The following is a 22592-nucleotide window of genomic DNA, read 5'->3' on the forward strand; positions in this document are numbered from 1 at the left end:
TCGTGCACAGTGGAGCGGTGAACTTCGCCCACCCACGTACCGGTGTGTCGTTCGGCTCGCCGGTGCCGCCGGGTAGCGGTTGGCCGGGCGATCTTGCGACCGCTCGCACGGCGGCCGCGGCGACCCCGGCGCAGGTGGTCGAGCTGGCCCGGGCCGCCGGTTCGCTCGAGCGGCTCGACGCTGAGATCTCGGTGTGCCGGGCCTGCCCGCGGCTGGTCGAATGGCGCGAGGAGTCCGCCCTGACCAAGCGGAAGTCGTTCGCCGACCAGCCGTATTGGGGCCGGCCGGTCCCGGGCTGGGGAGACGCCAATCCGCGCATCATCGTCATGGGCCTGGCCCCGGCGGCCAACGGCGCCAACCGGACCGGCCGGGTGTTCACCGGTGACCGGTCCGGCGATTTCCTGTACGCGGCGCTGCATCGAGCCGGCCTGGCCAATTCGCCGATCGCCGTCGACGCCGCGGACGGCTTGCAGCTCAACGACATTCGGGTGGTGGCCGCGGTGAGATGCGCGCCGCCCGCCAACGCCCCCACCCCTGCCGAGCGTTCGACCTGCGCGCCGTGGCTGGATGCCGAGTGGCGTCTGGTCGGCGCCGACACCCGGGTGATCGTGGCGCTGGGCGGATTCGGCTGGCGGTCTGCGCTGGACATGGTTCGCGCCGGCGGTGGGCAGGTGCCCCGGCCGCAGCCGAAGTTCGGTCACGCCGCGACCGCGACCCTGCGGGCGGCCCACGGCGAGGTGGTCTTGTTGGGCTGTTACCACCCCAGCCAGCAGAACACCTTCACCGGCAAGCTGACCCCTGCGATGCTCGACGACATCTTCGCCACCGCGAAGAAGGAGGCGGGCCTGCGCTGACTCCGGCGCGGGAACGAACGGCAGACGGAAGGCGTTGACCCCCTCATGCGGCTTTCTGTCCTCGATCTCATCCCCGTCCGCACCGACCAGACCACCGCGGACGCGCTGGCCGCCACGGTTCGTCTGGCGCAGACCGCCGACCACCTGGGTTTCACCCGCTACTGGGTCGCCGAACACCACAACATGCCGTCGGTCGCTGCCACCAGCCCGCCGGTGGTGCTGGCCTATCTCGCGGCGCAGACCAGCCAAGTTCGGCTGGGCTCCGGCGGCGTGATGCTGCCCAACCACGCGCCGCTGGCGGTAGCCGAGCAGTTCGCACTGCTGGAGGCAGCCGCCCCGGGGCGCATCGACCTCGGCATCGGCCGAGCGCCCGGCTCGGATCAGGTGACGTCGGTACTGCTGCGCGGGGCCGCGGGCCGCGACGACCGCGACATCGACCAGTTCCCGAATTACCTCGACCACGTGCGCGCGATGATGAGCGCCACGGGCGTGCCGGTGCAGCTGCGCGACGGTGACTACATCCTCAAAGCCACCCCGGCGGCGGCCGGCGAGCCGCGGCTGTGGCTGCTCGGGTCGTCGATGTATTCGGCGCAACTGGCCGCCGCGAAGGGCTTGCCCTACGTATTCGCCCATCACTTCTCCGGTCAGGGCACCGAGGAGGCACTCGAGCTCTACCGGTCGCAGTTCGTCCCCAGCGAGCTGACGTCCGAGCCGGTGACCTTCCTGACCGTCAACGCCGCGGTCGCCGAAACCCGGGACGAGGCAATGGCTTTGATGCTGCCGAACCTGCACATGATGGCCCGGTTGCGGACCGGTCAGCCGCTGGGCCCCGTCGAACTCGTCGAAGATGTCCGCGGCGCACAACTCACGCCGCAGCAGCAGCACATCGTCGACAGCGGTCTGGAGCGAGCCGTCGTCGGGTCTCCCGCCGAGGCCGCCGAACAGATCAACGCGCTGGCGCAACGTTTCGGCGTCGATGAAGTGATGGTGCACCCGGTTGCCTCGGCGCATCGCGGCACCGATCCAGCGACTGCCCCCGCTCGCGAGACGACGCTGGAGCTGCTGGCCAAGGAGCTGTTCTGAGCGGAACTAGGCGGACTTGAGCCGGACGACCGGAATGGGTCGCGTCGTCTTGGCTTGATACGCCTCGTAGCGGTTGCTGTTCTTCTTGTTGACGATCTCCCAGAGCCGTTTGTAGTCCGCGTCCTCCGGCAGCACCGGTTGTGCGGTGACACGGAAACGCTTTGGCCCGACATTGATCTCGACGCTCGGGTTGGCTTTCAAATTGTGATACCAGCCCGGAGCTTTGGGATCGCCGCCCTTGGACGCGACGACCAGGTAGTCGTCGCCGTCGCGGGCGTAGCTCAGCGCCGCGGTGCGCGGTTTGCCGGTCTTGGCGCCGACGGTGTGCAGCAACAGGCTGGGCACCAGCAGCAGGTGGTGCCCGATCCAGCCATTGGTCTTCTGGTAGACGATGTCGTGGACTCGAACGATGTTCGGAAGCAAGGTCTGTTCGAACGGAATGGCCATGCGACCAGTATCAGCCCGCGGCGTCGAGCTGCGCCAGCGCGTCCCGCAGGATCCGGCCGGTCGACTCGCGATCGGGGTCGCGGCGTAGTAAGAGCCCCTTGGCGACCGACAGTTTGTCGCCGTTGCGCCGCGGCAGCACGTGCAGATGGATGTGGAAGACCGTCTGGAAGGCGGCCTGGCCGTCGTTGATCCCGATGTTGGTGGCGTCGGCCAACTCGGTCGAGCGGACCGCCTTGGCGATCCGTTGCCCGACGGTCGCCATGCCGGCCAGCGTCTCCGGGGGCGTGTCCGTCAGGTCCACCGAGTGCTGTTTGGGCACCACCAGGGTGTGGCCGCGGGTGAACGGGCGGATGTCGAGGAAGGCCAGAAAGTGATCGTCTTCGCAGATCCGGATGGCCGGGGCCTGGCCGGCGACGATCGCACAGAACACACAGGACATGTCGTCACGGTAGCGGTCCGCCGGGGTGGCCGAGTGAGTAGTCTGCCTCGACGTGGACGCAACAGAGCTGGCCTTCGCGGGTGCCGCCGAACAGGCGAGGATGCTGGCCGCGGCCACCATCACCGCGCCGGCGTTGCTCGAGGTCTATCTGGAACGCATCGCGCGGCTGGACCCCCAGTTGCGGAGCTTCCGGGTGGTGCTGGCCGAGTCCGCGCGCCGGGAGGCGCTGGAGGCGCAGCGGCGCCTCGACGCGGGCGAGCGGCTGCCGCTGCTGGGTGTGCCGGTTGCGATCAAGGACGACAACGACGTCGCCGGTGAACTCACGACCTGCGGCAGCAGCGCGGTCACGACGCCGGCGACGCACGACGCGGAGGTGGTCCGCCGACTGCGCACGGCGGGTGCGGTGATCCTCGGCAAAACCGCCGTGCCGGAACTGATGATCTTTCCGTTCACCGAGACGGTGACGTTCGGCGCTACCCGCAACCCGTGGGACACCGCGCTGTCGCCGGGCGGTAGCAGCGGCGGCAGTGGGGCCGCGGTGGCCGCAGGCCTGGCGCCGCTGGCGCTGGGCTCCGACGGTGGCGGCTCGATCCGCATCCCGTCCGGCTGGTGCGGGCTGTTCGGGATCAAACCGCAGCGCGACCGGGTCTCGCTGGCGCCGCACGACGACGCCTGGTGTGGGTTGTCCGTCAACGGGCCGCTCGCTCGCACAGTGGAAGACGCCGCGCTGTTCCTGGACGTGACGACGACGCTGCCCGCTCCGGACGGAGGCTTCGTCGCCGCTGCCGCCAAGCCACCGGGTCGGTTGCGAATTGCGTTGAGCACCAAGGTTCCACCGCCACTGATCGCCCGAATCGGCAAGGAGCAGCGAGCGGCGGTCGATGCGGCCGGCGCACTGTTGCGCGACCTCGGTCACGACGTCGTGCGCCGCGACCCGGACTATCCGCCGTCGGCGGTGTACGGCCACTTCCTGCCTCGTTATTTCCGGGGCATCTACAACGACGCCCGCACGATGCTGCTGCAGGACCGGCTCGAGAAGCGGACCCGCAACATGGCGCGCATCGGGTCGCTGATCCCCGAGGGGCGAATGGCGAAGATCCGCGCCGCGGAATCCGTTGTGGCCGATCGGATTCAATCGATCTTCGACGACGTCGACGTGGTCCTGACGCCCGGTAACGTGACCGGGCCGTCCCGCATCGGTGCCTATCAACGGCTCGGCGGCATCTCGACCCTGCTGGCCGTGTCGCAGCGGGTGCCCTTCTTCGAGCTGTGGAATCTCACCGGTCAGCCCGCCGCGTCGGTGCCGTGGGGGCTCGACGACAACGGGATTCCGGTATCGATCCAACTGGTCGGCCGCCCGAACGACGAGGCGACGCTAATGTCGCTGGGCGCACAGATCGAGGCCGCCCGGCCGTGGGCGCAGCGCCGCCCGCCGGTGTCATGACGGCGCGATGACCCGCCAGGCCTGTAGCTTCTGGCCGGCCCGCATCGCGCGCGCGGGACTGGTCGAGGGTAGGAGTTCACAGTCGACTGCGGCGTCGACCAGTCGTTCGTAAAGCTGTTGCGCCGCGGTGCCGTTGAAGTACACCCGCTCGATCGACGGGTAGTCGGTGAATAGTCGACCGAAGTCGTTGGCCACCACACTCTTCGGTTCGATCTTGGCGTCGGCGCTACCCTGCCGTCGGCAGCTGTGCAGGACGTCCCACAGCGCCACTCCCACCGATTGCAGTGCAGCCAAACGGGTTTCGTAGGACGCTGAGGGGTCGAAACCGAACAGCTCGCCGGTGATCGGCCAGAACGCATTGCGTGGATTGCCGTAGTACTGGCCGCTGGACAGGGACAGCACGCTGGGGAATGACCCCAGGATCAGCAACGTGGCGCGGCCGTCGATGACCGGCGGGAATCCCTGCAGCAGCGGTGTGACCATCGGATACCCATGATGCCCTGCCGCGTTATAGCTTGACCACGTGACGGACACCGAGATCGACAAGCTGCTCGATGGCCTCGACGGCGACGCGCGTACCGAGCGGGCCGAACTGGTCGAGTGGCTGCTGGAGCAGGGCATCACCGCCGAGGAGATCCGCACCTCGCCGGTGCCGATGCTGGTGGCGTCGCGGCGGCTGATCGGTGACGACGGCAATTACGTCTCGACGCGCGAGATCAGTGAGGCCAACGGTATCGACATCGAACTCCTGCAACGTGTGCAGCGCGCGATCGGGTTGGTACGGGTCGACGACCCCGACGCGGCGATTCATCTGCGCGCCGACGGCGCCGCGGCCGCGCACGCCAAGGACTTCCTCGACCTCGGTATCGACCCCGATCAGATCGTGCAGGTGGTTCGCGTTCTCGCGGAGGGACTTTCACACGCCGCGGAGGTGATGCGCTATACGGGGCTGTCGGCCATCATGCGTCCCGGTGCGACTGAACTCCAGATCGCCCAGGCGTCGCAAGCACTGGTTGGGCATTTGGCGCCGTTGCTGGGCCCGATGATTCAAGACATGTTGTTGATGCAGTTGCGGCATCAGATGGAGACCGAAGCCGTCAATGCCAGCGAGCGCGCGGCCGGGGCTCCGCTGCCCGGCGCGCGACAGATCTGCGTCGCATTCGCCGACCTGGTCGGATTCACCCGGTTGGGCGAAGAGGTGCCGGCCGAGGAACTCGGAAAGCTGGCCAGTCGGCTCGCCGACCTGGCCCGCGATGTAGCCGTGCCACCGGTTCGATTCATCAAGACGATCGGTGACGAGGTGATGTTTGTCTGCACCGAACCGGCGCCGCTGCTGGACGCGATCATCAAGCTCGTCGACATCACCGACGGCGACGACAACTTCCCGCGGCTACGAGCGGGCCTGGCCTCCGGGTCGGCGGTGAGCCGGGCCGGTGACTGGTTCGGCAGCCCGGTGAACACCGCCAGCCGGGTCACCGCCGCGGCGCGACCGGGAACGGTGCTGGTCGCCGAGTCGGTTCACGACGAACTCGGCGACGACGCCGGCTTCAGCTGGTCGTTCGCCGGCGCGCGGCGGCTCAAAGGCATCAAAGGTGAGACGAAGCTGTTCCGCGCTCGCCGCGGCGACGCCGAGGACTGATTTCGCCGCGAGTGAAAAGCCTGTGACAACGGTTGTAACGCTGTAATCATGTAAGCATGAGACAACATCATGGACATGGGCGGCGGCACGGTCGCCCCGGCGGCTGGCAGCAGGCCGGCCAACCCGAAGCGGGCGACGCGGCCGACTGGTTCGCCGGTCGACTCCCCGACACCTGGTTCGACGGCGACCCGACCGTCGTCGTCGACCGCGAGGAGATCACCGTCATCGGCACACTGCCGGACGCGGACGGCGCGGAGAGCGCCGAGAGCGCAGCCCACGCCGAGGGCCGGGCCTCGCGTTTCCGCGAGGAGACACGCTCCGAGCGGATGAACATCGCCGACGAGGCGCAGAGCCGCTATGGCCGCAAGGTGTCCTGGGGTGTGGAGGTGGCCGGCGAGCCGGTGCTGTTCACCCACATCGCAGTCCCTGTGATGACGCGGCTGAAGCAGCCGGAGCGTCAGGTCCTCGACACCCTGGTCGACGCGGGCGTCGCACGGTCCCGGTCCGACGCGCTGGCCTGGTCGGTCAAGCTGGTCGGCGAGCACACCGAGGAATGGCTGGCCAAACTGCGCGACGCGATGTCCGCGGTCGACGACCTGCGGGCCGAAGGCCCTGAGCTCTAGGCCTGGGTCATCCGGTAGTAGGCGCCACGGCGGGCCAGCAGCTCGCCGTGGTCGCCTTGCTCGATGATCTTGCCTGACTCCATCACCAGGATCACGTCGGCGTCGCGGATCGTCGAAAGACGATGAGCGATAATGAAACTCGTGCGATCGCGGCGAAGCTCGTGAGTGGCCTTGGCGATCAGCAACTCGGTGCGGGTGTCCACCGAACTCGTCGCCTCGTCCAGCACCAGCAACTGCGGCCGGGCCAGGAACGCCCGCGCAATCGTGATCAACTGCCGTTCCCCGGCGCTGATGTTGCTCCCGCCGTCGTTCACCTGGGTGTCGTAGCCGTTCGGCAGCGTGTGGACGAACCGGTCCACGTGGGCCGCTGTGGCCGCCTCGATGACCTCGTCGTCGCTGGCGTCGGGCCGCCCGTAGGCGATGTTCTGCGCGATCGTGCCGCTGAACAGCCAGGCGTCCTGCAGCACCATCCCGATACGTGACCGCAGCGAATGCCGACTGATCGTGGTGATGTCGACGCCGTCGACCAGGATCCGTCCGGCGTCGACCTCGTAGAACCGCATCAGCAGATTCACCAGCGTCGTCTTGCCCACCCCGGTCGGGCCGACGATGGCGACGGTGCTGCCCGGTTCGGCGACGAACGACAGGTCGTCGATCACCGAAACACCGGGCTGGTAGCCGAAGCTGACATGCTCGAATTCCACCCGGCCCGAGGAGCCGTCGCCGACGGGCAACGGCAGTGTTTCGGAACGGTCCGGCGATTCCTCGACCTCGTCGAGCAACTCGAACACCCGCTCTGCGCTGGCCACCCCGGACTGCAGCGTGTTGTACATCGAGGCAACCTGATTCAGCGGCGCATAGAACTGCCGCACGTATTGAATGAACGCCTGGATGCTGCCGACGGTGATCTGCCCGGTCGCCACCTGGATGCCGCCGACGACCGCGACGGCGACATAGCTGAGATTGCCGATGAACGTGGTGGCCGGCCCCACCATCCCCGAGATCAGCTGGGCGCCGAAGCTCGCCTGGTACATGTCGTCGTTCAGCCGGCGGAACTCGTCTTCGATCCGTGCGCGCTGGCCGAACGTCCGCACCAGGGTGAAACCGCTGTAGCTCTCCTCGATGTGGGCGTTGAGGCGCCCGGTGTTGGTCCACTGGGCGACGAACAGTCGCTGGGAACGCCGCGCGATAGCGCGGGTCACCACGACCGACAGCGGCACGGTCAGCAGAGCGAGACCGGTCAGCAGCGGCGAGATGCTGAGCATCATCAGCAGCACTGTCGCGACGGTGAGCACGGCGCTCAGCAGTTGGGTGATGGTCATCGACAGCGACGTCTGCAGATTGTCGATGTCGTTGGTGACTCTGCTGAGCACCTCGCCGCGCTGCCGGGTGTCGAAGTATGCCAACGGAAGTCGATGCAGCTTGTCCTCGACCTGCGTGCGCAGCGCCTGCAGCGAGCGTCGCACGGTCACGTTGAGCAGCCGGGCCTGCGTGTAAATCATCACTGCGGCAACCAGATACATGCCCAGCGCCAATGCCAGCGTGCGGGCGATCGCCCCGAAGTCGACACCGTGGCCGGGGATCACGTGCATCCCGGAGAGCAGGTCGGCGAAAGCGTTGTCGCCGCGCGCCCGCGCCGCGGCGACCGCCTGGTCCTTGGTGAGGCCCGCGGGCAGGCGCCGACCGATCACGCCGTTGAAGAGCAGATCGGTGGCGTGACCCAGGATGCGCGGCACCACGACACCGATCACCGTGCCCAGGACGCTCAGAACCATCACCGCGGCAGCCGTGTACCGTTGCGGCGCAAGCAACGTCACCAGGCGCACGGTCGAGCCCGCGAAGTCTCGTGGCCGCATGGCCGGGGGAGCGGCGGTCCGCTTCGTCGCTGACGTCACCGCGGGCCACCCACTTCGGCGTCCAGCGCCTGCGACTCGGCGAACTCCCGGTAGGTCGGCGAATCCCCGAGCAGCGACTCATGCGTGCCGGTCTCGAGCAGCTGACCGTCCTCGATGACGATCACCTGGTCGGCGTCGATGATGGTCGAAATACGTTGCGCTACAACGATCACTGTCGCATCCGGTGTGATCTCGGCCAACCTGGCCCGCACCAGCGCGTCGGTGTGGACATCGAGTGCGGAGAACGCGTCGTCGAACACGTAGATCGCCGGGCGTCGGATCACCGCGCGGGCGATCGCCAGGCGCTGCCGCTGCCCGCCGGAGAAGTTGATCCCACCCTGGGCGACGCGCATCTGCAGGCCGTCGGGATGCGCCCGGACAAAGTCGTCAGCGGCGGCGACGCGCAGTGCTTCCCAGATCTCGTCCTCGCTGGCTTCTGCTCTGCCGTAGCGCAGATTGTCGGCGACTGTCCCGGAGAACAAGTAGCTGCGCTGGGGTACCAGGCCGATGGTCGACCACAACTCTTCGACGTCGCGGTCGCGTACGTCGATGCCGCCGACCTGGACGGTTCCCTCTGTCGCGTCGTAGAGCCGGCAGATCAGCGCCACCAGCGTCGACTTCCCTGAACCGGTGCTGCCGATGACGGCGGTAGTGGATCCGGGCCGTGCGCTGAGCGAGATATCGTGCAGCACAGCACGATCCGCGCCCGGAAAGCGGAACGCCGCGTGGTCGAGCCGGACCAGTCCCCGCGCATCGGGCGACGGGTGCAGGGGAGTGTCCGGGTTGCCGACCGACGGGGTCGTCGACAACACCTGGGTGATCCGTTCGGCGCAGACCGCGGCCCGCGGCAACACCATGATCGTCATCGTCGCCATCACCACGGCCATCAGGATCTGGGCGAAGTAGACCAGGAACGCGATCAACGAGCCGACCTGCATCTGGCCGCGGTCAATTCGTAAGCCGCCGAACCAGATCAGCGCCACGCTGGAGAAGTTGATCGTCAGCGTGGTCACCGGCAACAGCAACGCCTGCCAATTGCCGGCGTCCTGCGTCGTCGTCGACAGTGCGACGTTGGCCTCGTCGAACCGCTGGCGTTCGAACGGTTCGCGCGCGAAGGCGCGCACCACCCGCACACCGGACAACTGCTCGCGCATGACCCGGTTGATGTTGTCGATGAGCCGCTGCATGCTGCGAAACAGCGGCAGGGTCTTGCCGATGATCCAATAGTTGGCCACCACCAGCACCGGGACGCTGACCACCAGCAGCCATGACAGCCCGGCGTCTTGATGGATGGCCATTGCGATTCCGCCGACGCACATGATCGGCGCGGCCACCAGCACCGTGCAGCCCATCTGCACCAGGAACTGGATCTGGCGAACGTCGTTGGTGGTGCGGGTCAGCAGCGTCGCTGCGCCGAACCGGGAGGTTTCGTGTTCGGAGAAGGTCGTGACGTGGTGGAACATCGCCGCGCGGAGGTCGCGACCGAAGCCCATTCCGGCGCGGGAACCGAAGTACACCGCACCCACCGCGCACAGCACCTGCAGCGCCGTCACAGCGAACATCAGGCCACCGAGTCGGACGATCGCGGCGCTGTCGCCCTTGGCGATCCCGTCGTCGATGATCGTGGCGTTCACTGTCGGCAGGTACAGCGAGGCGAGGGTGCTGACCAACTGCAATGCCATCACCGCCGCGACCGGCCATCGGTACGGCCGCACGAACTGGCGCAGCAGTGCCACGAGCATCTGGTAACTGTTGCATACAAGAAAGCACAGCTCACCGCGTGTGCGATGGTTGCCCAAAGGTGGTGCCGCTACAGTGCATCCTGTGCGGCATAACCTGGCGGTGCTCGCCCTGGCGGCGGCGGCTCTGATACCGATGGCGTCCGCGTGTTCTGATTCCGGCTCCAACCAATCCCAGGCTCCCGGGTCGACGGCACCCTCGTCCGGCAACGGAAGCCACGGACCGTCGTTTCCGCAGTGCGGCGGCGTCAGCGACGAGACAGTGAACAAGTTGACGCAGATCAACGGGCTGGTCAACACCGCCAAGAACTCGGTGGGCTGCCAGTGGCTGGCCGGCGGAGGGATCCTCGGCCCGCACTTCTCCTTCTCCTGGTACCGCGGCAGCCCGATCGGCCGCGAGCGCAAGACCGAGGAACTGTCCCGCTCCAGCGTGGAGGACATCAACATCAGCGGTCACGGGGGATTCATCGCCGTCGGAAACGACCCCCAACTGGGTGATTCGCTGTGCGAGGTGGGGATCCAATTCAACGACGACTTCTTCGAATGGTCGGTGAACTTCAACCAGAAGCCGTTCCCCGACGCCTGCAACATCGCCAAAGAGCTGGCGCGTCAGACGATTGCGAACGGCAAATGAGCAACGGCATGCGTCGTCGAATTATGGTGAGTGTGGCCGTGCTGGCCACCGCGTTGTCCATGTCGACCGGCTGCACCAAATCGGTCGGCGGTACAGCGGAGAAAGCGGGCGCCGGCGACACCCAGCGCAACAACAATTCCGAACAGCAGTACCCGAACCTGCAAAAGGAATGCGAAGTCCTGACCACCGACGTGCTCGCGAAGACCGTGGGCGCCGACCCACAGGACATCCAGAGCACCTTCGTCGGCGCGATCTGCCGCTGGCAGGCGGCCAATCCCGGAGGTCTGATCGACATCACCCGGTTGTGGTTCGAGCAGGGCAGCCTGGCCAACGAACGCAAGGTCGCCGAATTCCTGAAGTACAAGATCGAGAACAAGACGATCGCCGGCGTGGCATCGATCGTGATGAAGCCCGACGATCCGAACGGCGCGTGCGGTGTGGCCAGCGACGCCGCCGGTGTGGTCGGGTGGTGGGTCAACCCGCAGGTGCCGGGGATAGACGCGTGTGCGCAGGCCCTCAAGCTAATGGAGCTCACGCTCTCCACCAATTCCTGATCTCGAACTCCGAACGCTCGGTGCGCTGGTTAACCGCGCCGTCGCATCGGTTTTCGCGTCTCATATGCGGATATCGCCACCAAAGCGGTTGAGAGAGTTAATTTTAATTGACCCGCGAAAGGGTTACCGGCCAATACTTGCGGCCTATACGATCGACGAATGTCTGAAACACCCTCACACGAGCCATCGTCCGCTCCGGCGGACGTCACCGAGTCGGTCGCCGCACCGACGCCCGCGCCCGCAGCGACAACGACGACGACGCCCGTGGCGCGCCCGTCGAAGTTCGCCAAGTGGGGCACGGTGGCGGCCCTGGTGCTGGCGATCCTTGCCGTCGCGGGTGCCGCTTATGGGTATTTCTTCCCGAACGAGAGCGCGGCGGCCGCTGGAAAGTACAGCGACAGCCAGCGCAACGACGCCAAGAAGCACATCTGTGAGACCTTCAAGATCGTTGACCGCGCAGTCGTCCGCAACTCACACCTGAAGAACCCGGACAACGGCGGACCGATCGGTGCGCTGTCGGTCGCGACGGCCCAGCGGTTCGCGTTCTACGACGGCGGCGCCTTCCTCAAGGATCAGGTCGCCGCGGAGCCTGCGACTCCCAAAGACCTGGCGGAGAACTCCACCTCGCTGGGAACTCAACTCCAACAGCTCAGCATCGGCTACCTCGCCGGCGCACAGGACTTCGCCCAGGACGAGCTGCGGCAGAACCTCGACGACAAGATCAAGAAGATCGTCGAGATCTGCAAGTAAACCTTCGACGCCGCGGTCAGCGCGGCACGTGAAAATCGGCTAGCTGGGCGGACCCGAGTTCGAGGTCCGCCCAGTTGCCGTTTACCCGCAGCACGGCCATTGCCGACGTGGGGTATTTCGTCGAGATGCGTTCGGCGGCATCGGTGTTCGCGGTGGCTGGATCGGCCAATCCGAGCGCCAGCTGCGTCATGGTGGGCTCGTGTCCGATCACCAGCAGAGCAGACACGTCGGCACCGACGCCGTTGATCCGGCCGATCACTGTGCCCGGCGTGGCGTCGTAGAGCCGTTCGTCGTAGTCGACCGGACCGTCAATGCCGGTGCGCGCCAACGTCTCACGGGTGCGGGTCGCTGTCGAGCACAGCACCGCGTCGATCGGGGGCAGGTTGGCGCGGAGCCAGTCGCCGGCCAGGCCGGCTTCGCGTCTACCGCGCGGCGCCAACGGTCGGTCGTGGTCGGCGACGCCGTCGGGGTAGGCCGATTTGGCGTGCCGCAGCAACACCAGGATGCGGTCGTGGTCGCTCATCCGGTCGACGTTACCCGGCCCGACCGCGAGACCGGTGTGGCTGACGTGACACCTGCGTATCGGTGAGGTTCGGTCGCCTCGATGCACGCCGGACCTGCCGATCGACGTCCCGGACTTGTCGGCGGCCCGTCCTAAACTTCGCGGTGGCCTCCTCACCACGGCCGCACACCAGCAGAAAGGACGGGATGGCAATGCGATTCGTGCATACTGCCGACTGGCAACTCGGCATGACCCGTCACTTCCTCGCCGGCGAGGCCCAGCCGCGTTACTCGGCGGCCCGGCGCGATGCGGTGGCCGGGCTCGGTCCGCTGGCGGCCGGGGCGGGCGCGGAGTTCGTCGTGGTTTCCGGTGACGTTTTCGAGGACAACCAGTTGGACCCGACCGTCATCAGCCAGTCGCTGGAAGCCATGCGCGCCATCAGGATTCCCGTCTACCTGTTGCCCGGCAACCACGACCCGCTGAACGCGGCATCGGTCTACACCAGTGCATTGTTTACCGCCGAACGCCCAGCCAACGTCCGAGTGCTCGATCGCCCGGGCGTCCACGAGGTCCGGCCCGGCGTGCAGATCGTGGCGGCGCCGTGGAAGTCGAAGGCGCCGACCACCGACCTGGTTGCCGACGTGCTGGCCGACTTACCGAACGACGGAGTCATCCGCGTTCTGGTCGCCCACGGTGGTGTCGACGCGCTCGACCCCGATCCCACCAAGCCGTCGCTGATCCGGCTTGCCGGGGTGGAAGATGCGCTGTCGCGCGGTGTGATTCACTACGTGGCGCTCGGCGACAAGCACTCGCTGACCGACGTCGGCGGCACCGGACGCATCTGGTACTCGGGCTCACCGGAGGTCACCAACTACGACGATGTCGAGGCAGATCCCGGCCATGTGCTGATTGTCGACCTCGACGAGGACGTTGCCCAGCATCCGGTGACGGTCGATGCCACGCGCGTGGGCCGGTGGCGGTTCAGCACGCTGAACCGCCACGTCGACAACAGTCGCGATATCGCCGATCTGGACATGAACCTCGACCTGATGCCGGACAAGGACCGAACTGTGTTGCGGCTGGCCCTGATCGGCTCGTTGACCGTTACCGACCGCGCCGGGCTGGACGCCTGCCTGGACAAGTACTCCCGGTTGTTCGCCTCGTTGCGGGTGTGGGACAGCCACAGTGACCTCGCAGTGCTGCCGGCCGACGGCGAATTCAGCGACCTGGGGATAGGCGGATTCGCCGCCGCTGCGGTCGAGGAGCTGGTTGAGGTCGCCCGCGCGGGCGACGCGCAGACCGCGGGTGACGCGCAGGCGGCACTCGCCTTGTTGTTGCGGCTGACCGATCACGGTCAGCAGGGTCGGGGTGCGGCATGAAATTGCATCGGCTGGTCTTGAAGAACTACCGCGGTATCGCCTACCGCGAGATCGACTTTCCGGACCACGGGGTGGTCGTGGTGTCCGGCGCCAACGAGATCGGTAAGTCGTCGATGGTCGAGGCGCTCGACCTGCTGCTGGAATCCAGGGACCGGTCGAACAAGAAGGAAGTCAAACAGGTCAAGCCGACGCACGCCGACGTCGGCGCGGAGGTGACCGCCGAGATCAGCGCGGGCGCTTACCGTTTCGTGTATCACAAGCGGTTCCACAAGAAGTGCGAGACGCAGCTGACGGTCCTGGAGCCGCGCCGCGAACAGCACAGCGGCGACGAGGCGCACGACCGGGTGCAGGCCATGTTGGCCGAGACCGTCGACACCGGATTGTGGCATGCCCAAAAGGTTCTGCAGTCCGCGTCGACCGATGCGGTGAATCTGTCCGGCTGCGATGCGCTGACCCGGGCGCTCGACGTCGCCGCCGGGGATACGGCAGCGCTCTCGGGCACTGAGCCGTTGCTGATCGAACGGATCGACAGCGAGTACGCCCGCTACTTCACCCCGACCGGCCGTCCCACCGGCGAATGGACGGTGGCGATCAAGGCGCTGGAGGCGGCCGATCAGGATGTCGACCGATGCCTCGCGGCCGTCGCCGAGGTCGAGGAGCGGGTGCAGCGGCATGCCGCGCTGTCGGTGGAGCTGACCGGGCTGACCGAGCAGCAGGTGTTCGCCGTATCCCGGCGGTCTGCGGCGCAGGCCGCCGCGGATGCCATCGCCCGGTTGGTCGAACAGCTGCGTGAGGCCGAGCTGGTCGCCGCGGCCGCGACCGCGACCAGCGCCGCGTCGACCGCCGCCCACGCCGAACGGGCCAGGCTACTCGCCGAGAACGGTGCGCGCGCAACCACAATCGCCGCGCTGGAAGCCGAGGCAGGCAAGGCCGCCGAAGCGCAGGCACTGGCCCGCGACGTGACGGTCGAGGCCGACGCGGCCGTCGAGAGTGCCGACCAGAGTCTGGTCGCCGCCCGGCAACGCGCCGAGACCGCGCGGCAGCTCGTCGACAACCTCGCCCGCCGCGAGCAGACGCAGCGACTGACCACCAAGCTCGCGAAAATCGATGCCGCGCTGCGCGAACGGGACGAGATCGGCCAGGAGCTCTCGACCATCACCGTGACCGATGAGCTGTTGCGGAAGATCGAACAGGCCGCTGCCGCCGTCGAGCGCACCGAAAGTCAGCTCGAATTGGTGTCGGCAACAGTCGAGTTCGTCGCCGCCACCGATATCGAACTGCTCGTCGGTGATCAACGTGTATCGCTGTCGGCCGGCCACAGCTGGTCGACAGTCGCGAACGCCGAGACCGAGGTCGCGATCCCCGGACTTGTGACCGCCCGCGTAACGCCCGGCGCGTCCGCACTCGACATCCATGAGAAGCACGCTGTCGCCGTGGAGAAGCTCGCGGCGTTGCTGGCGGCGGGCCATGTCGCTGACCTGACCGCTGCCCGCGAGGCCGAACTGCGCCGCCGCGAACTGCAGGGCTCGCAGGACCAGCTCACCGCGACGCTGGCCGGGCTGTCCGGTGACGACGACATCGAGCAGTTGCGCTCTCAGCTCGCGGAATTAGAAGCCCAGCCGGCGGTTCCCGACGATGTGGATGCCGGCGCCGCGCGCGCCGAACTCCTCGAGGCGGTCGCGGCCCGCGCCCAGGCCGAGGTGGACTGTGAGACGCACCGCAAGGTAGCGGCGCTGGCGGTGAAGAAGCTGAACGACATCACCGCGCAGGCAACCCGCGTGCAGGACAAGCTGGTCACCCAACGGGCTGAGCTGGTCACCGTCGCGGATCGGCTGGCCGAACAGCGGGCCGCCGTGCCCGATGAGCAGTTGGCCGCCACCGTCGACGCCCATACTGCCGCGGCGCAGGCCGCCGCCGCCGGCGTTGCCGAGCTGGCCGAAAAGCTGGCCGCGCAGGCGCCCGAGGTGGTGGCCGCCGAGCTCGCCGAAGCCGTCGAGGCGGCCGAGGCGATCCGTGCGCGTCGCGATGAGGTTCAGCGCAGTCTGCACGAGATCGCCGCGCAGCTCTCGGTATTCGAGACCGAGGGCCGTAAGGGCAAGCTCGACGCCGCCGAGACCACCCGCGAGCACGCCCGCGGGCAGCACGACCGGGTCGGTCATCGAGCACGTGCGGTGCAGATGCTGCGCGAGGTGATGACACGGCACCGCGATATCACGAAGCTGCGTTACGTCGAGCCGTTCCGCGCCGAGCTGCAGCGCCTCGGCAAGCCGGTCTTCGGGCCGAGCTTCGAGGTCGACATCAACAGCGACCTGTGCATCCGCACCCGCACCCTCGACGGCCGGACCGTGCCGTACGAGTCGCTGTCCGGTGGAGCCAAGGAGCAGCTCGGCATTCTGGCCCGGCTGGCCGGCGCGGCACTGGTCGCCAAGGAAGACGCTGTCCCGATCCTGATCGACGATGCGCTCGGCTTCACCGATCCCGAGCGGCTGGTGAGGATGGCCGCGGTGCTGGACACTCTGGCCGAACGTGGGCAGGTCATCGTCTTGACCTGCACACCGGCACGATACGACGGCGTCAAGGATGCGCAGCGAATCGAGTTGTGCGCGTAAGGTCAGCGCATGAATCCGATCGCGGTGTAGTCCAGATCGGCCAGCCCGGCCGCACCGAAGTTGGCCAGCGAGCTGTTGACCGCGATGTTGCCGGGGGACTGCACCAGCGGCAGGCTGAATCCCTCGGCCCAGACCAGCTTGTCGACCTCATTGGCCAGCACCCGGGCCTTGTCCGGGTCCAGCTCCTCGAGGGTTTGCTCGATCTTCGCGTCGATCTCGGCGCTGCCGATCTTGCCGAAGTTGCTCTCGCCGCCGGATGCGTAGATCTGCGTCAACGCCGATAGTGGGAAAGCATCACCCATCCAACCGAATTGGGCGATGTCGAACGCGCCGACATTGATGTAATTGGTGAAGAAGCCGCTGCCGGCCTTGGCCATCAGTTCGAGCTTGACGCCGATCGCGGCGAGGCTGTGCTGCGCGATCAGGCCGAACTGCCGGGTGGTCTGCGCGTCGTAGTACAGGTCGCGCACGACGAGTTGCTTGCCGTCCTTCTCGCGGACTCGACCGTTGAGTTTCCAGCCCAGCGCATCGAGGTCACGTCTGGCCTTCTCCGGGTCGTAGGCCACCGCAGCGCTGTTGTCCTGGTAGCCCTGTTGTCCCTCGACGTAGATGTGGTTGTTCAGCGCGGCCGGATGGCTGTTGAGCCCGTGCTGGCTGACCGCGGCGATGCTCTGGCGGTCGATGCCCTCGGCGACCGCGCGGCGCAACCGCGGATCGGCCAGGATCGAGCCGTTCGCGCCGTTGAAGGTGAAGTGGTACCAGCTCGGCGTCGGCGCCCGCCGAATCGAGATGCCCTTGGTGCGCCGGGCGATCGTCATCTGATCCAATCCGGCCAGCCCGGTCGCGTCGATCGCCTTGTTCTGCAGCGCCGGCAAGCGGGCGGCATCGTCGAGCACCAGGAATGTGATCCGGTCCAGCCGGGGGCGCTCGCCCCACCATTTGGAGTTGCGGGTCAACACAATTCGCTGCTTGGTTCGATCAAGCTCGGAGACGACGAACGGACCCGCCGACGGACCCGGCCCGGACAGCTGGGCCTTGTTGAACGCATCCGGGGTCGCGGTCATGCTCTTGGGCAGCAGCATCGTGTTGCCGGAGAACATGCCGCGCCATTCCGCGTAGGGCTTGGCGAAGGTGATCACCGCCTGGCGGTCGTCGACGCCCCGGTCGACCGACTTGACCCGCTCGCTGCCATTGGTGCCCGCGATCGCGAAGTTCTTGTCGGCTCCGCTGGTGGCGTGGATCTGACTGGCGATGTCCTCCCAGCTGAGCGGCGTGCCGTCGGACCAGATCGCCCTCGGGTTGATCGTGTAGGTGACCACCTGCGGGTTGGTGCCGGTGAGTTCGACGCTGCTGAAGTATTCGGTGTTGACCGTGGTCGAGCCGTTCGGCCCGATCACGAAGGCGCGCGGCATGGTGGCTTTCAGCATGCTGGCCACGTCGGCGGAATTGCCGTCGATGTTCAAAGTGTTGAAGTTGGAGGGAAATTCGGAGAGGCCGAGTCGCAGGTCGCCGCCATTGCGCAGCGTCGCCGGGTTCTGCGGATTGATGTCGCTGGTCGCGCCGACGGCGGTGGCGGGACCGCCGGGCAGGTAGTCGCCGCCCGACGAGCAGCCGGCCACCACGAGGACGGCGAACGCCAATGCCAGCGCGCGCTTGAACCGCATCGTCGTCATCAGGCTACCCATGGGCCGAGTCCGGTTGCGGCACAGCGGCCAACAGGCGCTGGGTGTACTCGTGCTGCGGATGGCTGAATATTTCCTCGCTGTCACCCTGTTCGACGATCGCGCCGCGTAACATCACCACGACCCGATGGGCCATGTGCTTCACCACCGAAAGATTATGTGAGACAAACAAGTAGGACAGACTGAGCTCCTGCTGTAGATCCAGCAGCAAATTCAGGATGCCCGCCTGAATCGACACGTCGAGCGCAGAGACCGGTTCGTCGAGGGCGAGGATCTTGGGCCGCAGCGCCAGCGCCCGGGCGATCCCGATGCGCTGCTTCTGTCCACCCGAGAATTCCGACGGGTAACGGCTGGCGTCGGCATGCCGCAGGCCGACGGTGTCGAGTAGCTCGGCGACCCTGGTCTGGGTGTCGGCGTTCGTGAAGCCGTTGGCGCGCAGGGGTTCCGCCAGCAGATCGAAGACCGGTAACCGCGGGTCCAAGGCCGCCGCCGGGTCCTGGAAGATCACCTGGATGTCGCGGCGCAGCTCCCGGCGGCTCGCCGAGGTCAGGGTTGCCACGTCGGACCCCAGTACCTCGATCGAACCCGATTGCGGAGCAACCAGTTCGAGGATCTCGTGCAGTGTCGTCGATTTACCCGACCCCGATTCGCCGACGATCGCCAGCGTGCGGCCCTGCGGTAGTTCGAAACTGATGCCGTCGACCGCGCGGACTTCGCCGACGTTACGGCGGAACAGCAACCCCTTCGTCAAGGGATAGGTCTTGACCAGATCCCGAACGCGGACGACGACCGTTCGTTCGTCGGCCGGGGCCGCTTCGGGCGTCGTACTGACCCCGTAGACCTCCGCTGCGCTGCGCCCGGCGACGTGTTCGGTGCGAATGCAGGCCGCAGTATGGTCGGCGGCCACCGACACGAGTTCTGGCTCCGCGGTGCGGCATTCGTCGACGACGAGCGGGCAGCGCGGTCCGAACGGGCACCCCGGCTCCAGGGCCGTCAACGACGGGGGAGCGCCCGGGATCGGCACCAGCCGGGTGCCCTGCGGGGCGTCCAGCCGCGGTACCGATCCCAGCAGCCCGGCGGTGTACGGCATCCGGCGATCGCGGTAGACGTCGTTGACCGCCGCGGATTCGACGATCCGCCCGGCGTACATCACCAGCGCGCGGTCTGCGAATTCGCCGACCACGCCGAGGTCGTGGGTGATCAGCAGCACCCCGGCGCCGGTCACATCCCGCGCTGTTTTCAGCACCTCGAGGATCTGCGCCTGAACGGTGACATCGAGGGCAGTGGTCGGCTCGTCGCAGATCAGCAGATCGGGATCGTTGGCGATCGCGATCGCGATCACCACTCGCTGGCGTTCACCACCGGACAGCTCGTGCGGAAATGCCTTGGCGCGCTTGTCGGGTTGCTGGATGCCGACCAACTCGAGCAACTCGACCGCGCGCCGACGGGCATCGCGCTTTGCGGTGCGTGGCTGATGTACCTCGATCGCCTCGGCGATCTGGTCGCCGACCGTGTAGACCGGCGTCAGGGCCGACATCGGGTCCTGGAACACCATGCCGATCGTGTTGCCGCGAAAGCGCGACATGGCTTGATCCGGTAATCCGATCAACTCGGTGCCCTGCAACCGGACCGATCCCCGGACATCGGCATACTCCGGGAGCAGCGACACCGCCGCCATCGCCGCGGTGGACTTGCCCGACCCGGATTCGCCGACGAGGGCCACCACCTCGCCGGCGTCGACGTGGAAGTCGATGCCGCGCACCGCCTTCAGCGGCGGACCCTCAGTGGGGAAGCTGACCGCCAGGTTTCGCACGTCGAGCAACCGGCTCACGGGCGGCCGCCCCGCGGTACCGAACTCGAGGGATCGAGGGCGTCACGCAGACCGTCACCGGTCACGTTGGCGCACACCAGGATCAGCACCAGCACCCCGGCGGGGAACAGGAAAACCCACGGGAACGTCGTCGCCGACTGGGTGCCGTCGGCGATCAGCGTTCCCAGCGACACATCCGGAGGCTGGATACCGAAACCCAGGAAGCTCAAACCGGTCTCGGCCAGGATCGCCACGGCGACGTTCAACGCCGTGTCGATGATCAGGATCGAGGCCACATTCGGCACCACATGGTGGACGATGATCCGCCAATTCGGCACACCCATATACCGTGCGGCACGGATGAATTCGCGCTCGCGCAAACTCATCGTCATGCCGCGGACCATGCGGGAGCTGACCATCCAGCCGAAGCCGGCCAGCAGCAGCACCAGCACGATGACGTTGCCGGAACTCTTGGTGCGCGGCGTCAGGATCATGATCAACAGGAACGCCGGCACCACCAGCATGAGGTCGACGAACCACATCAGCACGCGGTCCCGCCAGCCGCCGAAGTACCCGGAGATGGAGCCGACCGTCGCCGCGATGCCGGTGGAGATCAGCGCCACGCACACCGCGATCAGCATCGACTTCTGCATGCCCCGCAATGTCTGGGCCAGCAGGTCTTGGCCGAGGGCGTTGGTGCCCATCCAGTGCCGGGCGTTCGGCGACTGCAGCAGCGCATCGAAATCCAGATCGCTGAAGGAGTACGGCAGAAACGACGGCAGCGTGTAGCAGCCGACGAACAGCACCAGCAATACCAGCAGCGACGCCACCGCCGATCGGCGGCGCAGGAAGCGGCGCAGCACCAGCGTGCGCCGCGAGACGAATTCCGGGGTGATCGTCGCGGTCATGACACCCGAACCCGGGGATCGAGCGCGGCGTAGATGAAGTCGGACAGCAATCCGGCCAGCAACACCACCGCGCCGGCGAACACGGTGATCGCCGCGACGATGTTGGCGTCCTGGGTCGCGACTCCCTGCACCATCCATTCGCCCATGCCGTGCCAGCCGAAGATCTTCTCGACGAACACCGCGCCGGTCACCAATCCGGCAACACCGTAGGCGAACAGCGTCGCCAGCGGGATCAGGGCGGTGCGCAGTCCGTGTTTGATCAGGGCGCGACGGCGGGTCAGCCCTTTGGCGCGCGCGGTCCGGATGAAGTCCTGACCGAGCACGTCCAGCATCGCGTTGCGCTGGTAGCGGCTGAATCCGGCGGCAGTGCCGAGCGTCAGGGTGAGCGTTGGTAAAGCCAAGTGCTGCAACCGATCCACGAACCGGCTCGTCGCGCCGTCGATCAGGGCGGGCGAGGTTTCCCCGGTGTACTGGAACAGCTGCCAACCCAACGCCCAGTTCACCCGCAACGCTCCGAGGATCAACAGATTGGCGATCACGAACGTCGGCGCCGACAACACCAGCAGAGCCAGCATCGTGATGGTGCGGTCACTGATCCGGTACTGCCGGATCGCCCCCCAGGCGCCGAGCGCGACACCGATGAGGGTCCCGGCGACTGAGCCGATCAGTAGCAGCCGAAGGCTGACACCGATGCGTCGCCACAGTTCGCCGGAGACCGGCTGCCCGGTGATGGTGGCGCCGAAGTCGCCGCGCACCGCGTGCGAGGCCCAGTCCGCGTAGCGCAGCGGGATCGGCTTGTTCAGCCCGAGCTGCGCGGCCTTGGCGTCGATCACCGCCTGCGGCGGGCGGGGGCTGCGCTGCATCAGGCTTTCCAGCGGCGAGAACGCCACCGCCGTGAGGCAGAAGGTCAGGAACGACGCCAATGCCAGCAGCACTACGTAGTTGAGCACGCGACGTGCCAGGAAGCGGGTCATGGCTACCGGCCTCGCCCCTGTCGCATTCGCACAGACTAGGAGACGTGCGGCCGCTCGGCGCAGGCAACATTGCGATCGGAGTGATTCGGATCGGTGAACCGACGGCCGTCGAGTCGTAACGTCGGATCAATGACTGTGACCGACAGCTATCTGGCCAACAACGCGGAATACGCGAAGTCCTTCGACGGGCCGTTGCCGCTGCCGCCGAGCAAGCACGTCGCGGTGTTGGCCTGCATGGATGCCCGCATCGACGTCTATCGCGCCCTCGGCATCAACGAGGGGGAGTCGCATGTCATCCGCAACGCCGGCGGCGTCGTCACCGATGACGCGATCCGGTCGCTGGCCATCAGCCAGCGCCTGCTCGGCACCACCGAGATCATCCTGATCCACCACACCGACTGCGGCATGCTGACGTTCACCGACGACGACTTCAAGCGCACGATCCAGGACGAGACCGGGGTCAAGCCGCCGTGGTCGGCCGAGGCGTTCAGCGATCTCGCCGAGGACGTCCGGCAGTCGCTGCAGCGCATCGAGAACAGCCCGTTCGTCACCAAGCACACGTCGGTTCGCGGCTTCATCTTCGACGTCGCCACCGGCAAGCTCGACGAGGTCACGCTCTAGGGCTCT

Annotated in this window: 21 protein-coding genes; 11 read left to right on the plus strand and 10 right to left on the minus strand. The window is 67.1% G+C overall.

Features of this window, described 5'->3' with window-relative positions:
• The first annotated feature begins 17 nt into the window (after positions 1-17).
• Together ACZYW1_RS18090 and ACZYW1_RS18095 are read left to right on the plus strand one after the other, a co-directional pair.
• Positions 18-854, plus strand: a complete 837-nt coding sequence (locus ACZYW1_RS18090; RefSeq protein ID WP_463787555.1) for a uracil-DNA glycosylase — start codon at positions 18-20, stop codon at positions 852-854.
• A 45-nt stretch (positions 855-899) separates the two neighbouring features.
• Positions 900-1937 carry an LLM class flavin-dependent oxidoreductase gene (locus tag ACZYW1_RS18095; protein ID WP_463787556.1) on the plus strand — a complete coding sequence of 346 codons (1038 nt, stop codon included), beginning with the start codon at positions 900-902 and terminating at the stop codon, positions 1935-1937.
• Between the two features lie 6 nt (positions 1938-1943).
• Here ACZYW1_RS18095 and ACZYW1_RS18100 read toward each other — a convergent pair whose 3' ends face one another.
• The gene (locus ACZYW1_RS18100; RefSeq protein ID WP_463787557.1) at positions 1944-2384 is read right to left on the minus strand and encodes a nitroreductase family deazaflavin-dependent oxidoreductase; all 441 of its coding nucleotides are present in this window, start codon (positions 2382-2384) and stop codon (positions 1944-1946) included.
• Positions 2385-2394: 10 nt separating this feature from the next.
• Positions 2395-2823: an HIT family protein gene (locus tag ACZYW1_RS18105; protein ID WP_463787558.1), complete on the minus strand. Its 429-nt coding sequence runs from the start codon at positions 2821-2823 to the stop codon at positions 2395-2397.
• Positions 2824-2875: 52 nt separating this feature from the next.
• Here ACZYW1_RS18105 and ACZYW1_RS18110 point away from each other — a divergent pair, with 52 nt between their 5' ends.
• The gene (locus ACZYW1_RS18110; protein ID WP_463787559.1) at positions 2876-4267 is read left to right on the plus strand and encodes an amidase; all 1392 of its coding nucleotides are present in this window, start codon (positions 2876-2878) and stop codon (positions 4265-4267) included.
• Here ACZYW1_RS18110 and ACZYW1_RS18115 read toward each other — a convergent pair.
• A complete protein-coding gene (locus tag ACZYW1_RS18115) occupies positions 4262-4750 on the minus strand; it encodes a DNA-deoxyinosine glycosylase (RefSeq protein ID WP_463787560.1) in 489 nt (162 codons plus the stop codon). The genes ACZYW1_RS18110 and ACZYW1_RS18115 overlap by 6 nt on opposite strands.
• A gap of 40 nt (positions 4751-4790) precedes the next feature.
• Between ACZYW1_RS18115 and ACZYW1_RS18120 the strand changes: the two genes are divergently transcribed.
• Together ACZYW1_RS18120 and ACZYW1_RS18125 are read left to right on the plus strand one after the other, a co-directional pair.
• Positions 4791-5906, plus strand: a complete 1116-nt coding sequence (locus tag ACZYW1_RS18120) for an adenylate cyclase regulatory domain-containing protein (protein WP_463787562.1) — start codon at positions 4791-4793, stop codon at positions 5904-5906.
• Between the two features lie 56 nt (positions 5907-5962).
• A complete protein-coding gene (locus ACZYW1_RS18125) occupies positions 5963-6529 on the plus strand; it encodes a hypothetical protein (RefSeq protein ID WP_463787563.1) in 567 nt (188 codons plus the stop codon).
• Here ACZYW1_RS18125 and ACZYW1_RS18130 read toward each other — a convergent pair.
• Both ACZYW1_RS18130 and ACZYW1_RS18135 read right to left on the minus strand, forming a co-directional pair.
• Positions 6526-8385, minus strand: a complete 1860-nt coding sequence (locus ACZYW1_RS18130) for an ABC transporter ATP-binding protein (protein WP_463787887.1) — start codon at positions 8383-8385, stop codon at positions 6526-6528. The genes ACZYW1_RS18125 and ACZYW1_RS18130 overlap by 4 nt on opposite strands.
• Before the next feature lie 35 nt (positions 8386-8420).
• Positions 8421-10166: an ABC transporter ATP-binding protein gene (locus ACZYW1_RS18135; RefSeq protein ID WP_463787564.1), complete on the minus strand. Its 1746-nt coding sequence runs from the start codon at positions 10164-10166 to the stop codon at positions 8421-8423.
• 133 nt (positions 10167-10299) lie between these two features.
• Between ACZYW1_RS18135 and ACZYW1_RS18140 the strand changes: the two genes are divergently transcribed.
• From ACZYW1_RS18140 to ACZYW1_RS18150, 3 genes are all read left to right on the plus strand, one after another.
• On the plus strand, positions 10300-10797 hold the full coding sequence (locus tag ACZYW1_RS18140; RefSeq protein ID WP_463787888.1) for a DUF3558 domain-containing protein: 498 nt from the start codon (positions 10300-10302) through the stop codon (positions 10795-10797).
• 23 nt (positions 10798-10820) lie between these two features.
• Positions 10821-11351 carry a DUF3558 domain-containing protein gene (locus ACZYW1_RS18145; RefSeq protein ID WP_463787889.1) on the plus strand — a complete coding sequence of 177 codons (531 nt, stop codon included), beginning with the start codon at positions 10821-10823 and terminating at the stop codon, positions 11349-11351.
• Between the two features lie 159 nt (positions 11352-11510).
• Entirely contained in the window at positions 11511-12101 is a 591-nt protein-coding gene (locus ACZYW1_RS18150; RefSeq protein ID WP_463787565.1) for a hypothetical protein, read from the plus strand.
• 16 nt (positions 12102-12117) lie between these two features.
• Here the strand turns inward: ACZYW1_RS18150 and ACZYW1_RS18155 are convergent, their stop codons facing one another.
• On the minus strand, positions 12118-12624 hold the full coding sequence (locus tag ACZYW1_RS18155; protein ID WP_463787566.1) for a SixA phosphatase family protein: 507 nt from the start codon (positions 12622-12624) through the stop codon (positions 12118-12120).
• Between the two features lie 191 nt (positions 12625-12815).
• On the opposite strand from ACZYW1_RS18155, the gene ACZYW1_RS18160 reads away from it, so the two are divergent.
• Both ACZYW1_RS18160 and ACZYW1_RS18165 read left to right on the plus strand, forming a co-directional pair.
• A complete protein-coding gene (locus ACZYW1_RS18160; RefSeq protein ID WP_463787890.1) occupies positions 12816-13982 on the plus strand; it encodes a metallophosphoesterase family protein in 1167 nt (388 codons plus the stop codon).
• Positions 13979-16591, plus strand: a complete 2613-nt coding sequence (locus ACZYW1_RS18165) for an AAA family ATPase (protein WP_463787567.1) — start codon at positions 13979-13981, stop codon at positions 16589-16591. The genes ACZYW1_RS18160 and ACZYW1_RS18165 overlap by 4 nt, the downstream gene beginning before the upstream one ends.
• Before the next feature lie 2 nt (positions 16592-16593).
• Here the strand turns inward: ACZYW1_RS18165 and ACZYW1_RS18170 are convergent, their stop codons facing one another.
• The 4 genes from ACZYW1_RS18170 to ACZYW1_RS18185 are packed head-to-tail and all read right to left on the minus strand — an operon-like array spanning position 16594 to position 21965.
• Complete coding sequence (locus ACZYW1_RS18170; RefSeq protein ID WP_463787568.1) at positions 16594-18264, minus strand: ABC transporter family substrate-binding protein; 1671 nt, start codon at positions 18262-18264, stop codon at positions 16594-16596.
• A 4-nt stretch (positions 18265-18268) separates the two neighbouring features.
• Entirely contained in the window at positions 18269-20104 is a 1836-nt protein-coding gene (locus tag ACZYW1_RS18175; RefSeq protein WP_463787569.1) for a dipeptide ABC transporter ATP-binding protein, read from the minus strand.
• A complete protein-coding gene (locus ACZYW1_RS18180) occupies positions 20101-20991 on the minus strand; it encodes an ABC transporter permease (protein WP_463787570.1) in 891 nt (296 codons plus the stop codon). The genes ACZYW1_RS18175 and ACZYW1_RS18180 overlap by 4 nt, the downstream gene beginning before the upstream one ends.
• Positions 20988-21965, minus strand: a complete 978-nt coding sequence (locus ACZYW1_RS18185) for an ABC transporter permease (protein WP_463787571.1) — start codon at positions 21963-21965, stop codon at positions 20988-20990. The genes ACZYW1_RS18180 and ACZYW1_RS18185 overlap by 4 nt, the downstream gene beginning before the upstream one ends.
• Positions 21966-22094: 129 nt before the next feature.
• Between ACZYW1_RS18185 and ACZYW1_RS18190 the strand changes: the two genes are divergently transcribed.
• Positions 22095-22586 (plus strand): beta-class carbonic anhydrase, encoded by a 492-nt coding sequence (locus tag ACZYW1_RS18190; protein WP_463787572.1) that lies wholly within the window; start codon positions 22095-22097, stop codon positions 22584-22586.
• Positions 22587-22592 lie beyond the last annotated feature (6 nt).

The sequence above is a fragment of the Mycobacterium sp. IDUB_36 genome (assembly GCF_055419225.1).

What these genes read in the sequence shown, in the direction of transcription:
- ACZYW1_RS18115 (WP_463787560.1), bottom strand. Translation starts at nt 4,750, where the DNA reads ATGGTCACACCGCTGCTGCAGGGATTCCCGCCGGTCATCGACGGCCGC.
- ACZYW1_RS18155 (WP_463787566.1), bottom strand. Translation starts at nt 12,624, where the DNA reads ATGAGCGACCACGACCGCATCCTGGTGTTGCTGCGGCACGCCAAATCG.
- ACZYW1_RS18170 (WP_463787568.1), bottom strand. Translation starts at nt 18,264, where the DNA reads ATGACGACGATGCGGTTCAAGCGCGCGCTGGCATTGGCGTTCGCCGTC.
- ACZYW1_RS18100 (WP_463787557.1), bottom strand. Translation starts at nt 2,384, where the DNA reads ATGGCCATTCCGTTCGAACAGACCTTGCTTCCGAACATCGTTCGAGTC.
- ACZYW1_RS18185 (WP_463787571.1), bottom strand. Translation starts at nt 21,965, where the DNA reads ATGACCCGCTTCCTGGCACGTCGCGTGCTCAACTACGTAGTGCTGCTG.
- ACZYW1_RS18125 (WP_463787563.1), top strand. Translation starts at nt 5,963, where the DNA reads ATGAGACAACATCATGGACATGGGCGGCGGCACGGTCGCCCCGGCGGC.
- ACZYW1_RS18160 (WP_463787890.1), top strand. Translation starts at nt 12,816, where the DNA reads ATGCGATTCGTGCATACTGCCGACTGGCAACTCGGCATGACCCGTCAC.
- ACZYW1_RS18150 (WP_463787565.1), top strand. Translation starts at nt 11,511, where the DNA reads ATGTCTGAAACACCCTCACACGAGCCATCGTCCGCTCCGGCGGACGTC.
- ACZYW1_RS18140 (WP_463787888.1), top strand. Translation starts at nt 10,300, where the DNA reads ATGGCGTCCGCGTGTTCTGATTCCGGCTCCAACCAATCCCAGGCTCCC.
- ACZYW1_RS18130 (WP_463787887.1), bottom strand. Translation starts at nt 8,385, where the DNA reads ATGCGGCCACGAGACTTCGCGGGCTCGACCGTGCGCCTGGTGACGTTG.
- ACZYW1_RS18145 (WP_463787889.1), top strand. Translation starts at nt 10,821, where the DNA reads ATGGTGAGTGTGGCCGTGCTGGCCACCGCGTTGTCCATGTCGACCGGC.
- ACZYW1_RS18135 (WP_463787564.1), bottom strand. Translation starts at nt 10,166, where the DNA reads ATGCTCGTGGCACTGCTGCGCCAGTTCGTGCGGCCGTACCGATGGCCG.
- ACZYW1_RS18190 (WP_463787572.1), top strand. Translation starts at nt 22,095, where the DNA reads ATGACTGTGACCGACAGCTATCTGGCCAACAACGCGGAATACGCGAAG.
- ACZYW1_RS18165 (WP_463787567.1), top strand. Translation starts at nt 13,979, where the DNA reads ATGAAATTGCATCGGCTGGTCTTGAAGAACTACCGCGGTATCGCCTAC.
- ACZYW1_RS18180 (WP_463787570.1), bottom strand. Translation starts at nt 20,991, where the DNA reads ATGACCGCGACGATCACCCCGGAATTCGTCTCGCGGCGCACGCTGGTG.
- ACZYW1_RS18105 (WP_463787558.1), bottom strand. Translation starts at nt 2,823, where the DNA reads ATGTCCTGTGTGTTCTGTGCGATCGTCGCCGGCCAGGCCCCGGCCATC.
- ACZYW1_RS18095 (WP_463787556.1), top strand. Translation starts at nt 900, where the DNA reads ATGCGGCTTTCTGTCCTCGATCTCATCCCCGTCCGCACCGACCAGACC.